This is a genomic window from Paenibacillus borealis (genome assembly GCF_000758665.1).
Taxonomy (GTDB): Bacteria; Bacillota; Bacilli; order Paenibacillales; family Paenibacillaceae; genus Paenibacillus_AQ; species Paenibacillus_AQ borealis.
In genome coordinates this window covers 8,010,866-8,026,203 of record NZ_CP009285.1, presented here as the reverse complement: position 1 = coordinate 8,026,203, position 15,338 = coordinate 8,010,866, and the positions used below count along the sequence as shown (strand labels likewise).

The 15,338-nt window shown below is 51.0% G+C and carries 16 protein-coding genes and 1 riboswitch; of the genes, 7 read left to right on the top strand and 9 right to left on the bottom strand.

Going from position 1 to position 15,338, the window contains the following annotated elements:
* Nucleotides 1–18 precede the first annotated feature (18 nt).
* From PBOR_RS34175 to PBOR_RS34160, 4 genes are all read right to left on the bottom strand, one after another.
* Nucleotides 19–1,176: a DUF5643 domain-containing protein gene (locus tag PBOR_RS34175; RefSeq protein ID WP_042218544.1), complete on the bottom strand. Its 1,158-nt coding sequence runs from the start codon at nt 1,174–1,176 to the stop codon at nt 19–21.
* Complete coding sequence (locus PBOR_RS34170; protein ID WP_245647986.1) at nt 1,166–1,711, bottom strand: sigma-70 family RNA polymerase sigma factor; 546 nt, start codon at nt 1,709–1,711, stop codon at nt 1,166–1,168. Before PBOR_RS34170 ends, PBOR_RS34175 begins: the two co-directional genes overlap by 11 nt.
* Nucleotides 1,712–1,896: 185 nt before the next feature.
* Complete coding sequence (locus PBOR_RS34165) at nt 1,897–2,154, bottom strand: GlsB/YeaQ/YmgE family stress response membrane protein (protein ID WP_042218542.1); 258 nt, start codon at nt 2,152–2,154, stop codon at nt 1,897–1,899.
* A gap of 88 nt (nt 2,155–2,242) precedes the next feature.
* Nucleotides 2,243–3,328 (bottom strand): GntR family transcriptional regulator, encoded by a 1,086-nt coding sequence (locus PBOR_RS34160; RefSeq protein ID WP_042218540.1) that lies wholly within the window; start codon nt 3,326–3,328, stop codon nt 2,243–2,245.
* Nucleotides 3,329–3,609: 281 nt separating this feature from the next.
* Here PBOR_RS34160 and PBOR_RS34155 point away from each other — a divergent pair, with 281 nt between their 5' ends.
* Genes PBOR_RS34155 through araA form a run of 3 tightly spaced genes read left to right on the top strand, consistent with a single transcriptional unit; the run spans nt 3,610 to nt 7,387 of the window.
* A complete protein-coding gene (locus PBOR_RS34155) occupies nt 3,610–5,223 on the top strand; it encodes a xylulokinase (RefSeq protein ID WP_042218538.1) in 1,614 nt (537 codons plus the stop codon).
* Nucleotides 5,224–5,226: 3 nt separating this feature from the next.
* Nucleotides 5,227–5,922, top strand: coding sequence for an L-ribulose-5-phosphate 4-epimerase (locus PBOR_RS34150; RefSeq protein WP_042218536.1), 696 nt, complete (start codon nt 5,227–5,229; stop codon nt 5,920–5,922).
* A gap of 40 nt (nt 5,923–5,962) precedes the next feature.
* Complete coding sequence (gene araA / locus PBOR_RS34145) at nt 5,963–7,387, top strand: L-arabinose isomerase (RefSeq protein ID WP_042218534.1); 1,425 nt, start codon at nt 5,963–5,965, stop codon at nt 7,385–7,387.
* Here the strand turns inward: araA and PBOR_RS34140 are convergent.
* Nucleotides 7,369–7,557: a hypothetical protein gene (locus tag PBOR_RS34140; RefSeq protein WP_042218532.1), complete on the bottom strand. Its 189-nt coding sequence runs from the start codon at nt 7,555–7,557 to the stop codon at nt 7,369–7,371. The two genes, araA and PBOR_RS34140, sit on opposite strands and share 19 nt — an antisense overlap.
* 240 nt (nt 7,558–7,797) lie before the next feature.
* Nucleotides 7,798–7,877: riboswitch (glycine riboswitch) on the top strand.
* A 148-nt stretch (nt 7,878–8,025) separates the two neighbouring features.
* Between PBOR_RS34140 and PBOR_RS34135 the strand changes: the two genes are divergently transcribed.
* Entirely contained in the window at nt 8,026–9,435 is a 1,410-nt protein-coding gene (locus tag PBOR_RS34135) for an amino acid permease (protein WP_042218530.1), read from the top strand.
* 73 nt (nt 9,436–9,508) lie between these two features.
* Complete coding sequence (locus PBOR_RS34130) at nt 9,509–10,081, top strand: Crp/Fnr family transcriptional regulator (protein ID WP_425415557.1); 573 nt, start codon at nt 9,509–9,511, stop codon at nt 10,079–10,081.
* Here the strand turns inward: PBOR_RS34130 and PBOR_RS34125 are convergent.
* Nucleotides 10,038–10,745, bottom strand: coding sequence for a DUF4386 domain-containing protein (locus PBOR_RS34125; RefSeq protein WP_042218527.1), 708 nt, complete (start codon nt 10,743–10,745; stop codon nt 10,038–10,040). The two genes, PBOR_RS34130 and PBOR_RS34125, sit on opposite strands and share 44 nt — an antisense overlap.
* A gap of 199 nt (nt 10,746–10,944) precedes the next feature.
* On the opposite strand from PBOR_RS34125, the gene PBOR_RS34120 reads away from it, so the two are divergent.
* Entirely contained in the window at nt 10,945–11,766 is an 822-nt protein-coding gene (locus tag PBOR_RS34120) for a methyl-accepting chemotaxis protein (RefSeq protein WP_042218526.1), read from the top strand.
* A gap of 182 nt (nt 11,767–11,948) precedes the next feature.
* Here the strand turns inward: PBOR_RS34120 and PBOR_RS34115 are convergent, their stop codons facing one another.
* On the bottom strand, nt 11,949–12,317 hold the full coding sequence (locus PBOR_RS34115) for a DUF1304 domain-containing protein (protein ID WP_042218524.1): 369 nt from the start codon (nt 12,315–12,317) through the stop codon (nt 11,949–11,951).
* Nucleotides 12,318–12,485: 168 nt separating this feature from the next.
* Here PBOR_RS34115 and PBOR_RS34110 point away from each other — a divergent pair, with 168 nt between their 5' ends.
* The gene (locus PBOR_RS34110) at nt 12,486–12,989 is read left to right on the top strand and encodes a GNAT family N-acetyltransferase (RefSeq protein WP_042218522.1); all 504 of its coding nucleotides are present in this window, start codon (nt 12,486–12,488) and stop codon (nt 12,987–12,989) included.
* A gap of 117 nt (nt 12,990–13,106) precedes the next feature.
* Here PBOR_RS34110 and PBOR_RS36565 read toward each other — a convergent pair whose 3' ends face one another.
* Nucleotides 13,107–14,141, bottom strand: a complete 1,035-nt coding sequence (locus PBOR_RS36565; RefSeq protein WP_081972304.1) for an S-layer homology domain-containing protein — start codon at nt 14,139–14,141, stop codon at nt 13,107–13,109.
* 101 nt (nt 14,142–14,242) lie between these two features.
* Nucleotides 14,243–15,169: a phosphotransferase enzyme family protein gene (locus tag PBOR_RS34095; RefSeq protein WP_042218521.1), complete on the bottom strand. Its 927-nt coding sequence runs from the start codon at nt 15,167–15,169 to the stop codon at nt 14,243–14,245.
* Nucleotides 15,170–15,338: the final 169 nt, after the last annotated feature.

The following is a 15,338-nucleotide window of genomic DNA, read 5'->3' as shown; positions in this document are numbered from 1 at the left end:
TATTCATCTCCTAAGTTCTTATTGGACCCGCACGTTCATTTCCAGCCCGTCGATATAATGCTTCACCGGCTCTCCGGAGCTGTCAGTCTTGAAGGCTCCGCTGTTACGCTCCGGATCTGCGAATTCATTCAGATAGGCCCGGATGGTGAGCAGATTCGGGCGCTTGCCGAATGGCTCTGTAAGCAAATCCACGTTGCGTGATCTAGCGGAAGCCGGGGACGCTTTTTGCGAGATAACTTTCAGTATCTGTCCCTGTTCATCCGTAACTTCAAAGCCTATTAGATCCATAGCCGGACTGTCTTCCTCAGTTTCTTGTTCAAGCAGGAGGGACAGGCGGGTCGTAAGCGGACTGTACTCCAGCTTGTTCAGCATCAGGCTCCATCCACCGGCTTGTGCACGCAGATCAGGCTTGTCGATGATATTCTGTGTTGCCTTGCGGGCAGGAATACGGAGAACAAACGGTTCTTCTATTCCTTCCAAGCCGATGGTTGCGGTTAGTACAAAGTGCTCAGGGAAAGGCTTGGCAGAGATGCTTAGAGTCGAAGGATCCACCAGTTTAAAAATAGCTGTGTTGCTCTCCGTCCCCTCCGTCCAGCTCAGTAAGGGCATAACTGCCCAAAGCCCCTCTGAGAATTCCTCCAGTGAAGCCCCGTCGATCAATACTTCAGCAGAGGTTATCGTCCCTTTCTCTTGAAAGACCTTTCCATCTGGCCCCACCGTCACTCCGGTCAGCTTGCTGTCCAGCCCGTCTCCCTCACGCTTCACCGAGAAGGCCAGGCGGCTGCCGTCAAATACGGCCTCTTCAGCGGATAAAGTGATGCCCTCATGGGTATCCCTGCTATCCGGGCGGGAGATCAGACCCAGCCGTACGGCGGCCTGCAGCCCCAAATCATCGGCCCGTTCAAAAATGCCCCCTACCCACGGAAGCTGCTTCAGCGCATGGGCCAGCTCCGGCGGATAGGCCGCTGTCAGCATCACGCCCAGCACTAGGGCGGCAGCTGCAGCTGAAATTCCGGGATAGAGCTTTCTGTTCTTTCTGGATTCCGCAGAATCCTGGACGCTGGAGGCCAGTGTTGCATAGACCGCATCCTGCCGCGCCCGCAGTGAAGGGGGAAGCTCCTGTGGCGCAGCTTGTCCAAGCTCCCTGAGCTGTTTATCTAAATAGTTATTGTTCATTGGCAAGACCTTCCTCCCGCACAGGCTGAATCTGTTCGAATAACAACCGGCGTGCGCGGTGAAGGCGTGCCCTGACCGCTCCTTCCGAGATGCCAAGCACACCCGCAATCTGCTTGATGGATAAATCCTCATAATAGAAAAGCACGATCGCAAGCCGCAGGGATTCGTCCAGCCGGTTAATACAGCTCTGCAGGTCCACGGCCCCTGAATTATCAAAATGAACATAGGAGACGTCCGTTTCTTCAGGAACTTCTGCCACAGTCACCGTCCGCTCCCGCATCCGGAGCAGCTGATTGCATTCATTAATCAGGATGCGTATGACCCAGGTCTTGAAGAACTTGGGCTGTTTAAGGCTGGTGAGTCCTTTGTATACCTTCAGTGTCGTCTCCTGAAGAGCATCCGCGCAATCTTCATCTTGTACCAGAATGGTCTTGGCTACACGATACAGCTGTGCTTCCAGCTGCCTGAACAGACGGGTGAACGCCTCGTGGTCGCCTCTCTGTGCCTTTCTGATATCCAGTTCGTTTTCCAGCAAATCATTCTTCCTCCTTGAGGGCCCTCTGTATAATTAGATGGATGAAGGATACAAAAAGTTATTTTTCAGGAAAAAAAATAAAACAACCCCGGTCCTCATAAAGAGAATCAGGGTTGTTCCATTCGCTTGCGCCTATTGTTACAGGGGGGATTTGTCTACAACCAGCAGATGGAGCTAGCCGGATCCTAACGTCTGCGGAATGCGCCGCCGCGGGCCAGTGCAAAGAATATCAGTAAGGCAATGATTGATCCAACGATGGCCGGAATGATATGAAATCCGCCAACAACTGGTCCCCTTGGCCCAAGCAGCTCTGTACCCAGCCAGGAGCCGACAAAGCCGGCAATGATATTCCCCAGCACGCCCCCTGGAACGTCCCGTCCAATCAGATTGCCGCTTAGCCAGCCGATAATTCCGCCGATAATCAAAACCCAGAGCAGATACATTGATTTGTCCCCTTTCCAGTGGTTTCTTCAAGGTATGTTAGAAAGGGGGATAGGTGAACTGCTTTGTGAATTTTTTTTGAAAATTCTGCTAATCCAGCACCCTAACCGTCTCTCCCTCAATCAGCACAGGCTGATAGTAGGTGCTGTTCCGCAGATCCTTTTTCCCCTGCAGCTTCTTAATGACCCATTCGGCGGCGTCACGGCCCATTTGTTCCTGCGGATGAGTTAGGGTAGTGAGCTTGATGCCTGCATTCTTGGCGATATAAGAATTATCCTGGCCGATGATTGATAAATCATCCGGGATCGATATGTCCAGCTGCCTGCACACATTTACGACTTCCAGGCCAACCTCATCGTTATAGCAGACAATAGCCGTTAATACCTCTCTGTTATCGGTCAGGAATTGCTTCAAGTTCTCTGACAGGGCCTGCTTAGACTCGGTATCGAAGGACAGCACCTGCTCAGGATGGAAGCGTAATTTGGCTTCGCCGAGCGCTTTGATATAGCCCTTCATGCGGTACTTGCCTTGCAGGTCATCCATTTTGGCGATAATACCGATCTGGGTGTGGCCCTTCGAAATTAGCTCTTTGGTCGCCAGATAACTGGACTGCACATCATCGAGGCAGAAGAAGGGTACCTCCAGTTCCTCGTAATAAGCATTGATCATGATGAATGGGACATCCTGTTCTTTGAACGACAGGTAGTAGGCGATATTCGGATTGTACAGATTGCTCTTCGTAGGCTCAATAATGAGACCTTCGACACCGAAGGACAGCATCATTTCCAGCGCCTTCTTCTCTTGGGCGACATCGTTATTGGTACTGGCGAGCAGCAGTGAATAGTTATCCTCGTTGAGTCTGCTCTCGATCCCGCGGATGATGGAAGGGAAGATGTAATCTGAGAGGTAGGTCGTGATGACACCGATGGTTTTATTATTGGGATTCCCTCCTGATTTGGAGCGGAACTGGTTGCTTACATAGGTGCCCGAGCCTTTCTCGCTTCTTAGGAAGCCCTCATTGGACAGCTCTAAGATAGCCTTCCGGACAGTCTGCCGGCTAACGCCATACGTATCCTGCAAGGCCAATTCTGTAGGGATTTGTTCACCCACGCTATACGTTCCTGATAGTATATTGCTTTTTATATCATCAAAAATGATCTGGTATTTGGTCTTCATACGGCTCACTTCTTTCATGGTTGTTCATATGCGAATCCACATGTCCGCAATAGTTGTACGTACACATTATAGTATGAATATATCGTTATTATAATCCGATGTCTACTATGTACCAGCTTTTCCGGGCAAATATGAATGGATCATTGTAAAATATGTAGGTATATCTTGTGTATAATGTTGACAAATGTACGAACAAAAAATATACTAAGTCTGTTAATAAAGGAAGCGCCTTCTTTCCATTTCTATTATAACAGTTTGGTTCAGAGAGGAGTAACGTGGGCATGGATCAGAACATCGGGCAAGCGATACTTAAGGGAGAAACTGCACTGGGTATCGAATTTGGATCCACACGTATCAAGGCAGTACTGATTGATCAGCGTTTCGGGACAATTGCATCCGGAAGCTTCGAGTGGGAGAATCTGCTTGAAGGCGGGTACTGGACGTATCATTTGACAGACATTATCAAGGGCCTGCAGGAGGCTTACCGTGAACTGAAGCAGGAAGTCCAGCAGAAATACGGTGTTACGCTTACGACCGTTGGTTCTATCGGGTTCTCGGCAATGATGCACGGATATATGGCTTTTGACAGCGCAGGCGGGCTGCTGGTTCCATTCCGGACCTGGCGTAATGCAACAACCGGTGCTGCGGCCAAAGAATTGACGGATATATTCCAATTCAACATTCCTGAACGCTGGAGCATAGCGCACCTGTATCAGGCGATACTGAACGGGGAAGAGCATGTGCCTCAGGCGGAGTTCGTAACGACGCTGGGCGGGTATATTCACTGGCTGCTGACCGGCAGCAAGGCGATCGGGATCGGCGATGCTTCAGGTGTTTTCCCGATAGATGAGGCTACGCAGGATTACAATGCAGCGATGGTTGCACAATTTGATGAACTCATTGCAGACAAGGGCTACCCTTGGAAGCTGAAAGATATTCTTCCTAAAGTTTATACTGCGGGTGAGCAGGCAGGGCTATTAACCGAAGCGGGTGCGTTAATTCTGGATGCGTCCGGGGACCTGCAGCCGGGTATTCCGCTGTGTCCTCCGGAAGGCGACGCCGGAACAGGAATGGTGGCTACGAACAGTGTCCGCAAACGGACCGGTAACATCTCTGTAGGCACTTCCGTGTTTGCAATGATCGTACTTGAGAAGGATCTTACAGCCGTATATCCGGAGATTGATATGGTAACGACTCCAGACGGCAGTCCGGTCGGCATGGTTCATGCCAACAACTGTTCCAGCGACATCAATGCCTGGGTCGGCTTGTTCCGTGAATTCTCGGAGGCGATGGGCTTTAAGTCTGACCCCGGCCAGTTGTTTAGTGTCCTGTTCAATAAGGCACTGGAGGCGGATGCTGATGGCGGAGGTCTGCTGAGCTACGGGTATTTCTCGGGTGAGAATATCACCGGGATCGAGAAGGGCCGGCCATTGTTTGTGCGTTCACCGGAGAGCCGCTTCAATCTGGCCAACTTCATGCGGACGCATTTATTCTCCGCTTTTGGCGCACTGAAGATCGGAATGGATATTCTGACCAAGCAAGAACAGGTATCCATCGACAGCATTCTGGCTCACGGCGGGCTGTTCAAAACTCCTGTTGTCGGGCAAAAAATCGTGGCCGCTGCAATGAACGTCCCTGTCTCTGTCATGGCAACAGCCGGAGAAGGCGGCGCATGGGGGATGGCAATTCTGGCTGCATACATGCAGAACAAAGAGCAGCAGGAGCGTCTCGACGATTTCCTCGATCACAAGGTATTCAAGGATGTTGAAGGGCAAGTCATTCATCCGGATGAAGCAGATGTTAAGGGCTTCGAGCTGTTCATGGAACGTTACACTGCAGGAATTGCGATCGAGCAGGCTGCTGTAGATCATCTGGTAGAGAACGGGAGGGGTTAATTTATGTTAGAGCAACTGAAAGAAGAGGTATTCGAGGCCAATCTGGATCTGCCTAAGCAAGGACTCATCAAATACACCTGGGGCAATGTGAGTGCGGTGGACCGCGCAAGCGGTCTGTTCGTCATCAAGCCGAGCGGCGTCAGCTATGACAAGATGAAGCCAAGCGATATGGTCGTTGTGGATTTCGACGGCAACGTAGTTGAAGGGGAAATGAGACCTTCTTCGGATACACCGACTCACGCGGTATTGTATAAGCATTATCCGGAGATCGGCGGTATCGTGCACACGCATTCGACCTGGGCAACCATCTGGGCGCAGGCCGGGCTTGATGTTCCCGTCATGGGCACGACACATGCCGATACCTTCTATGGCTCTGTACCGTGTACCCGCTTCCTGACGCAGGAGGAGGTTGACCGTGGTTATGAAGCGGAAACCGGGCATGTGATCATTGAGACCTTTGAGCAGCGGGGCATTGATATTATGGCGGTTCCGGCGGTTTTGCTGAAAGGCCACGGCCCGTTCACCTGGGGAAAGAATGCCCATGATGCAGTGATGAACAGCGTGGTGCTGGAGGAAGTGTCCAAGATGAACCATTTTGCCCGCGAGCTGAACCATTTCGCTGAAGAATTGCCGCAGCGGATTCTGGATAAACATTATCTGCGCAAGCATGGTGCAGGCGCCTATTACGGCCAGAAATAATACCCATACTATAATATCCAAGAGAAGAGGATGAACGAATATGTCAACAGTAAGCGCTAAGCAATTCTGGTTTGTTGTAGGATCACAGCATCTGTACGGAGAAGAAGCCCTCGGTGAAGTTAAAGCTCATGCGCAGGAAATGACGGATGCCCTCAATAACAGCGGTGTGCTGCCGTATCCGCTGGTGCTGCAGGACCTGGCTGTCAGCGCAGACACAATCACTTCGATTATGAAAGAAGTCAACTACCGTGACGAGGTTGCCGGTGTGATCACCTGGATGCATACCTTCTCCCCGGCCAAAATGTGGATCCGCGGAACGAAGCTGCTGCAAAAGCCGCTTCTGCACCTGGCTACTCAGTACAATGAGAGCATTCCTTGGGCAACACTTGATATGGACTTCATGAACCTGAATCAGGCTGCCCATGGCGACCGTGAATATGGCTTCATCAATGCCCGCTTGAAGAAACAGAATAAAGTGGTAGTAGGGTACTGGGAACGTGCTGAAGTCCAGAAGCAAATTGCCGAGTGGATGGACGTTGCCGTAGCTTATAACGAAAGCTTCAACATCAAAGTGGCCCGCTTCGGCGACAACATGCGTAACGTTGGGGTTACCGAAGGCGACAAGGTAGAAGCCCAAATTCAGTTCGGCTGGACAGTGGATTACTTCGGCATCGGCGACCTGGTTGCGTACGTGAACGAAGTGAAGGAAGAAGAAATTGATGCGCTGTTCGCCGAATATGCAGAGCTGTATGACTTCGATTACGGTTCATACAGCAAGGAAGCATGGGAAGCCAGCGTGAAGGTGCAGGCCAGCTACGAAATCGCCCTTAAACGCTTCCTTGATGCCGGAAATTACAATGCCTTCACTTCGAACTTTGAAGACCTGCACGGCATGAAGCAGCTTCCGGGTTTGGCGGTTCAGCGTCTGATGGCACAAGGCTACGGCTTCGCCGGCGAAGGGGACTGGAAGACAGCAGCCCTGGACCGCCTGATGAAAGTGATGAGCCATAACCTGAACACCGGATTCATGGAAGATTACACCTATGAAATGGCTGCCGGCCAGGAAGCGATTCTGCAGTCCCACATGCTTGAGGTTGACCCGAGCCTGGCAAGCAACAAGCCGAAGGTGCTTGTGTCTCCGCTGGGTATTGGCGACCGTGAAGATCCGGCCCGTCTCGTATTCGACGGCAAAGCGGGCGAAGGCGTCGTTGTATCGATGGCTGACTTCGGCACTCATTACAAGCTGCTGATTAACGAAGTTACTGCCTTTGAGCCGACGGTTCCTGCTCCGAACCTTCCAGTGGCACGAGTGCTCTGGCAGGTGAAGCCTAACTTCCAGGATGGAATTAAAGCGTGGATCGAGAACGGCGGCGGCCACCACACCGTGGTATCCCTCAATCTGACTACAGATCAGATCGTTACCTATGCCAAGCTGGTTGGCCTGGATTATGTAATCATTAAGTAAATAGCGGAATAATATCGTATCAAATGAGCGGATAGGCTATTGCCTGTCCGCTTTTTTTGCACATAATACAACAATTCCCCCGGCATATCGGCCCAAATCCAATATTGTTGTACAAAAGGCAGCATTTCTCTTCCTGCATGCGGTTTAGCGGGGAAATTCTTGTATTTCATACAACAATCCTCCCGAACACCCGAGGTTCTGCGCATCCGAGTTGCAATACGTACAACATTTATGACGCTGCAGTGCAGGGGCGCATACAGACACTCCTAGGCGGACATATAATGCAGGAGACTTTTATCACTGTTCAATACTCACATGCCGAGTAATATGTTAGAATATCAGAATGCATTAACGCTTCACCAATTTAATACATCACACGAGCTATGATTGCTATGGATCACACTATAGCAGGAGCAGCTTCTGGAGAGACTGCGGAGTTCCGCAGCGCCGAAGGGTTCACAATCTCAGGCAAAAGGACAGAAGAGTACGGAATTTGTATTTGTCATGCTGATTAATTACGATCAGCGGGGCAGGTAGCTTATTTTGATATTCTTATGAACCGGGAGATTGGATGATATCCAATCTCTTTTTGTGTTTCTTGGCAGCAAAGCGTTGTACACATTAAGGGGGAAAAGGCAATGGCACAGACAGAATTAAAGAGAGATTTGGCTAACCGGCATGTACAGCTTATCGCCATCGGCGGCACGATTGGTACAGGGTTATTCCTGGGATCAGGCAAAGCGATTCAGCAGGCCGGCCCGTCCATTATGATCACGTATTTACTTGTAGGGATATCCGTATTTTTTGTGATGAGGGCGCTGGGTGAGCTGCTGCTCTCCAAAGCGGGATATCAATCTTTTACAGACATTGCTGAAGACTATCTGGGGCCGCGGGCTGCATTCATTACGGGCTGGACCTACTGGTTCTGCTGGATTATGACGGCGATGGCGGATGTGATTGCGGTGGGCGTCTATGTGCAGTACTGGTTCGATATCCCGCAGTGGGTACCGGCCGTCATCTGCCTGATTATTCTGTTAGGACTCAATCTGTTAACAGTCAAAAGCTTCGGCGAACTCGAATTCTGGTTTGCGCTAATCAAAGTCGTCACGATTCTTGCCTTAATCGGTCTGGGGATTATTCTGCTGGTCATCGGATTCAAGACAGATGCAGGCTCGGTAACGGTCCGCAATCTCTGGGAGCACGGGGGCGTATTCCCGAACGGTGTTAAAGGCTTCTTATTTTCCTTCCAGATGGTTGTGTTCGCTTATGTCGGTGTGGAGCTTGTGGGTGTCTCGGCAGCAGAAACAGCAGATCCGGAGAAAAATATTCCGTCGGCAATTAACAAGATTCCTCTGCGGATTCTCTTCTTCTATGTAGGCGCGCTCTTCGTCCTGCTGTGCATTAACCCGTGGACCCAGCTCAGTGCGGCTGAAAGTCCTTTTGTGCGAACCTTCAGTCTGGTCGGGATTCCGGTTGCTGCGGGGATTATTAATTTCGTCGTCCTAACCTCAGCGGCTTCCGCCTGCAACAGCGGGATGTTCTCCACGAGCCGGATTCTCTATAATCTGAGCAGAAGGGATCAGGCCTCCCCGCAGCTCGGCAAACTGAACAGAAATCATGTGCCTGCGAACTCTTTATTTATCTCAACGCTTGTGATCTCGGCCGGGGCGCTGCTCAGCAAGCTTATTCCGGGTCAGGCTTTCGGCATCGTTACAACGATCAGCGCCATTTGCTTCATCTGGGTGTGGGGTGTTGTGCTCGTATGTCATATCAAGTATAAGAAGAACCGCCCGGACTTACATGCCGCGTCCACATTCAAAGCACCGTTCACACCGGTCATCAATTATGCGGTATTGACGTTGTTTGCCGCCATTCTGGTCATTATGCTGTTCGCAGAGGAGACCCGTCCGGCGCTGCTGTTCACCCCGCTCTGGTTCATCCTGTTGTTCATCTTGTATTCCATGAGAAGTAAGAAGGAGAAGAGTGATCAGGATACTAGTACCGGCGGCTATTCTGCTGTGAGCAACCCGGAGGGCAGCCAGCTGTAGTAGAATAGGGAGTAAATAAGCCCGAGTGCCAATAAAGGATGTGCGGAACGTGAAGCAGCTGTTACTCCAATATATGACCCGGCTAACCTCCCTCAGTGAAGGAGAGCAGCAGGCTATTCTGGATGAGATTCTTGTTGAGGAATACAGCAAGGGAACCGTTCTGCTTAGACAGGGGGAGGTTCCGGGCAAATGCTATTTCGTGCTGCGGGGATGCGTGCGGCAGCACAGCGTTGACGTTGCAGGCCGTGACATTACCTCCAACTTCTACACAGAAGAGCAGGCGATTGCCATCTTCAATGCTCATAAGCAGGAGGCCTCTTCCGAATACAGCCTGACTTGTCTGGAGAACTGCGTGCTGGTAGTCGGTGCACTGGATACCGAGCAGGACATGTACGCCAGACATACGCAGCTGGAGCTGATGACACGCCGGATGATCGAGGAGAATTTCGGGCAGGTGCAGGCGGAATTCGCCGCTTTCATTGCGGCATCCCCCGAAGACCGCCTGAAGGCACTGCTGCATAGGAGACCAGGATTGATCAGCCGCGTCCCCCAGCATCAGCTGGCCAGTTATCTCGGGATGACACCGGAATCGCTCAGCCGGATTAAGAAGCGGCTTGAACGCGAACACGCACAGCCGGGACTTTGAACAGCAGCCAGATGCCAAGCCCCAGCTCTCCTGCGGTCATCGGCAGCATGAACACCCATTTGATGATTTGGAGGGCTTCCTCATACCCGGGCACAAGTATGCCGCACAGATGGACCACAATATAGCCGAAGCCTGCCAGCAGCAGCAGCACACTGACGGGCTTCGGAACATTCTGCGAATTAACCGCCAGTACACCTATAATCAGCAGATGTCCCCCGAATAGAATTAAACCAGCCGACCATACCGCTTCAAAAGCTTGAAGAATAAGCATCACCTCCGCCTGAGCTTCCCCTCGTGTAAAGCCGGTAAGCGTAAGTTCCCTGTTGTCTGTAAGAAGTGAGACTACGATCAGACTGGAAACAGCAATTCCCAATACTGCCGTATAAGCCAGGCGCAGCCATGCCCCCAGCAGGGACAGTCCCGGATGCACAGGCTTCATTACCAGATATAAGGCCCAGGCCGCTGCCACGTCACAGGCCATGATGAGTACCCAGCCCAGAATCCCGGCTCTGAACAGCAACGGAGAGGCCTGAAGATTGGCGAAGGTCGCAGCGGCATCCCCATCCACCACCAGACTTCCATGAACATATCCGTACGAGAGCGCGGCGGCAACCGCCATTACAATGAGTGAGATTCCCCCGGTTCGAGCCACTGCAGCAGACATCAGCATAACCCCCAATGAATTAATGATTGCAGTTATATTGTACTAATCTGCCTGCAGGGCTTCATTGACTTAAGTTAAGAGGGTATGATTAAATTTTAAATATAAAGTTTTGAACAAAAGATAGTCATCAGAAAATGTCGAACCTTAATCTAGATATTACTGTGCAGTGAAGCGATTTAATAAAGGAGAACCCGCATCCATGAAGAACATTGTCCGCTCCCTTGAAGATATAGTGAACCTGGCGCCGATCCTGAAGGCTGCTTTTCCCTATGATGTATCTATTGCTGTCTGTGACACGGAGAAGTTCATCGCTTATTTCCCTGGTGTTTCGATTGATCTGGGGATCCGGGCAGGGCAGATTATTCTCGCAGACGAACCCCTGTACCATGCACTGAAAAATGATGAATTCTCAAAGGCTAATGTCCCTAAGGACTATTACGGGTATGAATTCGTCGGCACTGTCCTTCCGGTACACGAAGAGAATGGAAGGGTCTGCGGGGCGATCTGCATCCAGGTCCGCAGACAGACCGAGCTGCGCGAGATCGCCGATCAGATCTCTGTCTCTCTGAATCAGGCGAATGCCCGGATCGGGCATGTGGCAGAGGGCTCGGGCCTGCTTGCCGATTTCTCGCAGAAGCTGCTGCTCCAGTCAGAAACGACCGCTGAAAGTGTCAAAAAAAGCGATGAAGTGCTGACTGTCCTCAGGAAGGTCGCCGACCAGACGAATCTGCTCGGGATTAATGCAGCCATTGAAGCCGCCCACGCCGGGGACAAGGGCCGGGGATTCGACGTTGTAGCGAAGGAAATCCGCAAATTCTCGAAGGAAACCGAGCAGTCCGCGCAGCGGATCCGGGATACCCTGGGGGAGATCCAAGCCGCGATGAAACAGATCAGCCAATCGATCCATCAGATTGCGTCAGTCGGGCAAGAGCAGGCCGCTTCAACGAATGAAATCTCCAGCTTCATTGAGGAGATCCGGACGATGTCCGGGCAGCTGAACCAGTTCGCGCAGAAGCTGTGAGGGGAGAGCGGCAGGCCGCCCCTGCAGGCAACAAAAAGACCAGGACATGGCTGTCTGGTCTTACATACATCATTATTCCTTTGAAGCCATTACCCTCAAAGAAAATTACCCCTGATTATCTATTCTCACAGTGAACCCCATCTAATATAATAGAGGCAGACTGCCTGAGCCTTCGGCAAGCTTTACAGATTCGCCAGAACAACGGTAATGAGAGCAATGAAGGCCGGGAGGCCCTGAACCAAAAGAATTGATTTCTTGGCAGTGATGCCGCCATAGATGGCTGCAACCGCAACACAGATCAGGAAGAACAATTGAAGCTGAACACCGAAGGTATCATTCGGATGAAGCAGGCTCCAGACTAAACCGGCAGCCAGGAAGCCGTTATACAATCCCTGGTTGGCAGCAAGCGATTTCGTCTCCCGGGCGAACTGCGGGGTCGTTCCGAACGACTTTTGCGCCCGCGGGGTAGTCCACAGGAACATTTCCAGTACTAGAATATACACATGCTCCAGCGCAACTAACGCCACGAGTATTGAACTCACAATCATCACAGTAAATCCCTCTTTTCATAAATATGTAGGACCAACTAACGAAAATATGTAGGACAAACTAACGAATAAATTAAGTTGTTTAAAATATAATTTTACACGTCTAAATATAGCCAAATTCTGCAAGTTTGTCAATTTTTAATCCATAAACCCTTTGAGGAGGCCATCCCTTTGTATATAAGAACACTGACATCCGCCGATGCGGAGATTTACCGCGGGCTTCGTCTGCAGGCGCTGCGGCGGCATCCGGAAGTCTATCTCAGCTCCTATGAATCAGAGAAGAAATTATCCATAGTGACCACCCGTATCAGGCTTGAGCCCTCGGAGAATAATTTCACGCTGGGAGCGTTTGATGACGGGGAGAAGCTGGTGGGCATCGTTACTTTTTTCCGGGAGAGCAGGCCTAAAATTGATCATAAAGCTAATATATATTCAGTATATGTGGATTCGGATGTCCGTAAGCAGGGGGTGGGGCGCCGTTTAATGGTGGAGCTGATTGCCCGTGCGCGGCTGTTGCCGGGGCTCGAAATTCTGAATTTAACGGTAACCTCAAATAATCTATCTGCCAAAGGGCTGTACGAATCTCTTGGATTCATCTGCTATGGCACAGAGCCGAAGGCGATGAAGGTTGGGGATGAATATCTGGATGAGGACCTGATGATTCTAATGCTGTAACTCTATCACTGACAGCGTTCCCCGGCGTCGATCATAGCACATGCCAAAAAGCACAAGCCACTGACTTGTGCTTTTTGAGCTGATTATAGCTGGCGGACAATGGGAATGTTCCGGGTATTATTGATTCGCAGCAGCCCGTTTCAGGATCTCCTGAACCTGGCTGACCATAGCGGCCGCGTCTGTACGGGTAATTCCAGCCTGCGGATTGAACTTGCCGTCAGCATCCAGCTTCACGATCTTCAAGGCAATCGCCGTCTGAATGGCTCCCGAGTTCAGGATATTGATCTTGTCATTATCCTTGATCTCCACCGGAATCAGATTAAGCAGCGGCAGCTGGCCGCTGGTCTGGAGGGTATGCACCAGCAGGTAGGTGAACGATTCGCGGGACATGCTGGCAGCCGGATCAATCTTGATCTGCAGATCTGCTTCCGGACCTGCGGCTTCCCTGATCAGCTGAACGGCCTCTTCGGCAGTGAGTGTCTCGCTTGCCTCAGCTGGTGCCGGATGTGCCTTCAGGTACGCCAGTGCATTGCTGATCGCTACAGCTGCTTCAGCCCGGGTAATTTCCTGCTTAGGGTTAAGCTTGCCATTGGCGTCCAGCTTCAGAACACCGTAGTTCAAGGCGCGCTGGATCGAACCGGAATACTCGGCCTTGACCTGATCCTGGTCCTTATAATCAATAACAACCGGCTTAATCATCGGCAGCTGGCCGCTGGCTTCGATCGCATCAATGAGCTGATGCGTGAATTCTTCACGTGTTAACTTCTGGTTTGGCTTCAGGTCAGCGGGCAGATCCAGCCCGTGGACACCGGCAATAATGAGCGCTTCAGCGTACCAGGCGGAATCATTGGCATTCTTGAAATAGTCGGACGCGTGCGGCTCTTTCACGAACCGGATCAGATCCAGGTTCAGGTCAAGTGCATTTACGATCATCTGCACGCCTTCAGCCTCCGAGATACTGATATTCGGGCCGAACAGGTCTTGGCTGATGCCTTTGATCAGGCCGCTATTCTGCAAGGCGATGATCTTCTCTTTGTCCTGCACATTGTTAATATCCTTGAAGGCTGCTGCGGAAGCGAACTGTTGTCCCGCGAAGCTGAGCGCCAGTGCAGCAGCTGCAGATATAGTAATGATCTTGAATGTATTTTTCATTGCCAGTCACCTCATAGAGTAGTTTGTGGTTTATTTGTGATCTTAGACGTGCCGTCCTGCAAAAAGGTTACAGCAGGTTTGAATTCATCCGAAATTCCGGTCTATTGTGGTCTACTCAGACAAAGCTCCCGCCATTTCATAAGCCAGCCATACTGCTCATCGCAGAACGCCTTGGATACCGACTGCAAGCCCTGGCAGCGGACAATTCTGGAGATGATCTGATAATGCCTTACCGCAATGAAATCAAATACGGCTGAGCACTCCTTGTCATTCAAGGTCCGTACCTTACTATATCCGGAATAGAACTGCTCAAACAGACGCCGGGTATCATCATACATGGACTCGTGAAATTGATTAAAGTGAGTGTCATCAGACATATAGGCAACATCCATGGCCGGATAATCCCCTGAGGCGTCATCGAAGTCCATAAGAACGTATTGCCCGCGGCTGTCCCTAATTATGTTGCCTGTATGCAGATCGCCGTGACAAAAGTGTCTGGGCAGCTCTGACATACGGATCCATAGTTCATTGCCATAGTGTTCGAGCGCAGCAACGGACTGGGAATCACAGTCCATTTCGCGCATAATGGAGAGATAGTCACCGATGTATTCGGTTTTTGTACGGTGGATCAGTTCATCCGGGTAGCCCTGCATGAGCTGATGCAGCTCGCCGGTTTGTTGCCCGATAGACCCCGCTTGAGCTTTGCCTTCAGGGTTATCTCCCTCCACATAATCGTAGAGTATAGCTGCGTGCAAGCCATCCTGAGCCTCAAGAAGGATGTGGCTCTCCTGCCCGGCGGTCCGCAGAACAGTAACCGCAGGATAGGAACATTCCTGTAAATAATCAAGAATGCGAACGGACTGCAGAGCATCGGCTGTTTTGAAGCTGCGGTATATTTTGAGAACATAACGGTTACCTCCGCCCTCTGCGAAATACACCCCGCCGATCATCTCCCGGTGAAGCCGGATCTGCTCGATACGAAGCGGGTAGGAGCGGTTAATCTCACGGATAAGATAATCATAGTTCATCTGCGGGAACCCCTTTTGACGGATAGTTCTAGCTGTTATTCATTATCCTGCTTGGCGAAACCGGATGTATAGAGAAAGCTTAGCTATAATTAAAGTTGCAGTAGCGGACAGCCGCCGGACAAAAGTTAAGCCACCCGGGTTCCTGAGCCGGGTGGCTTACGTGCATTTG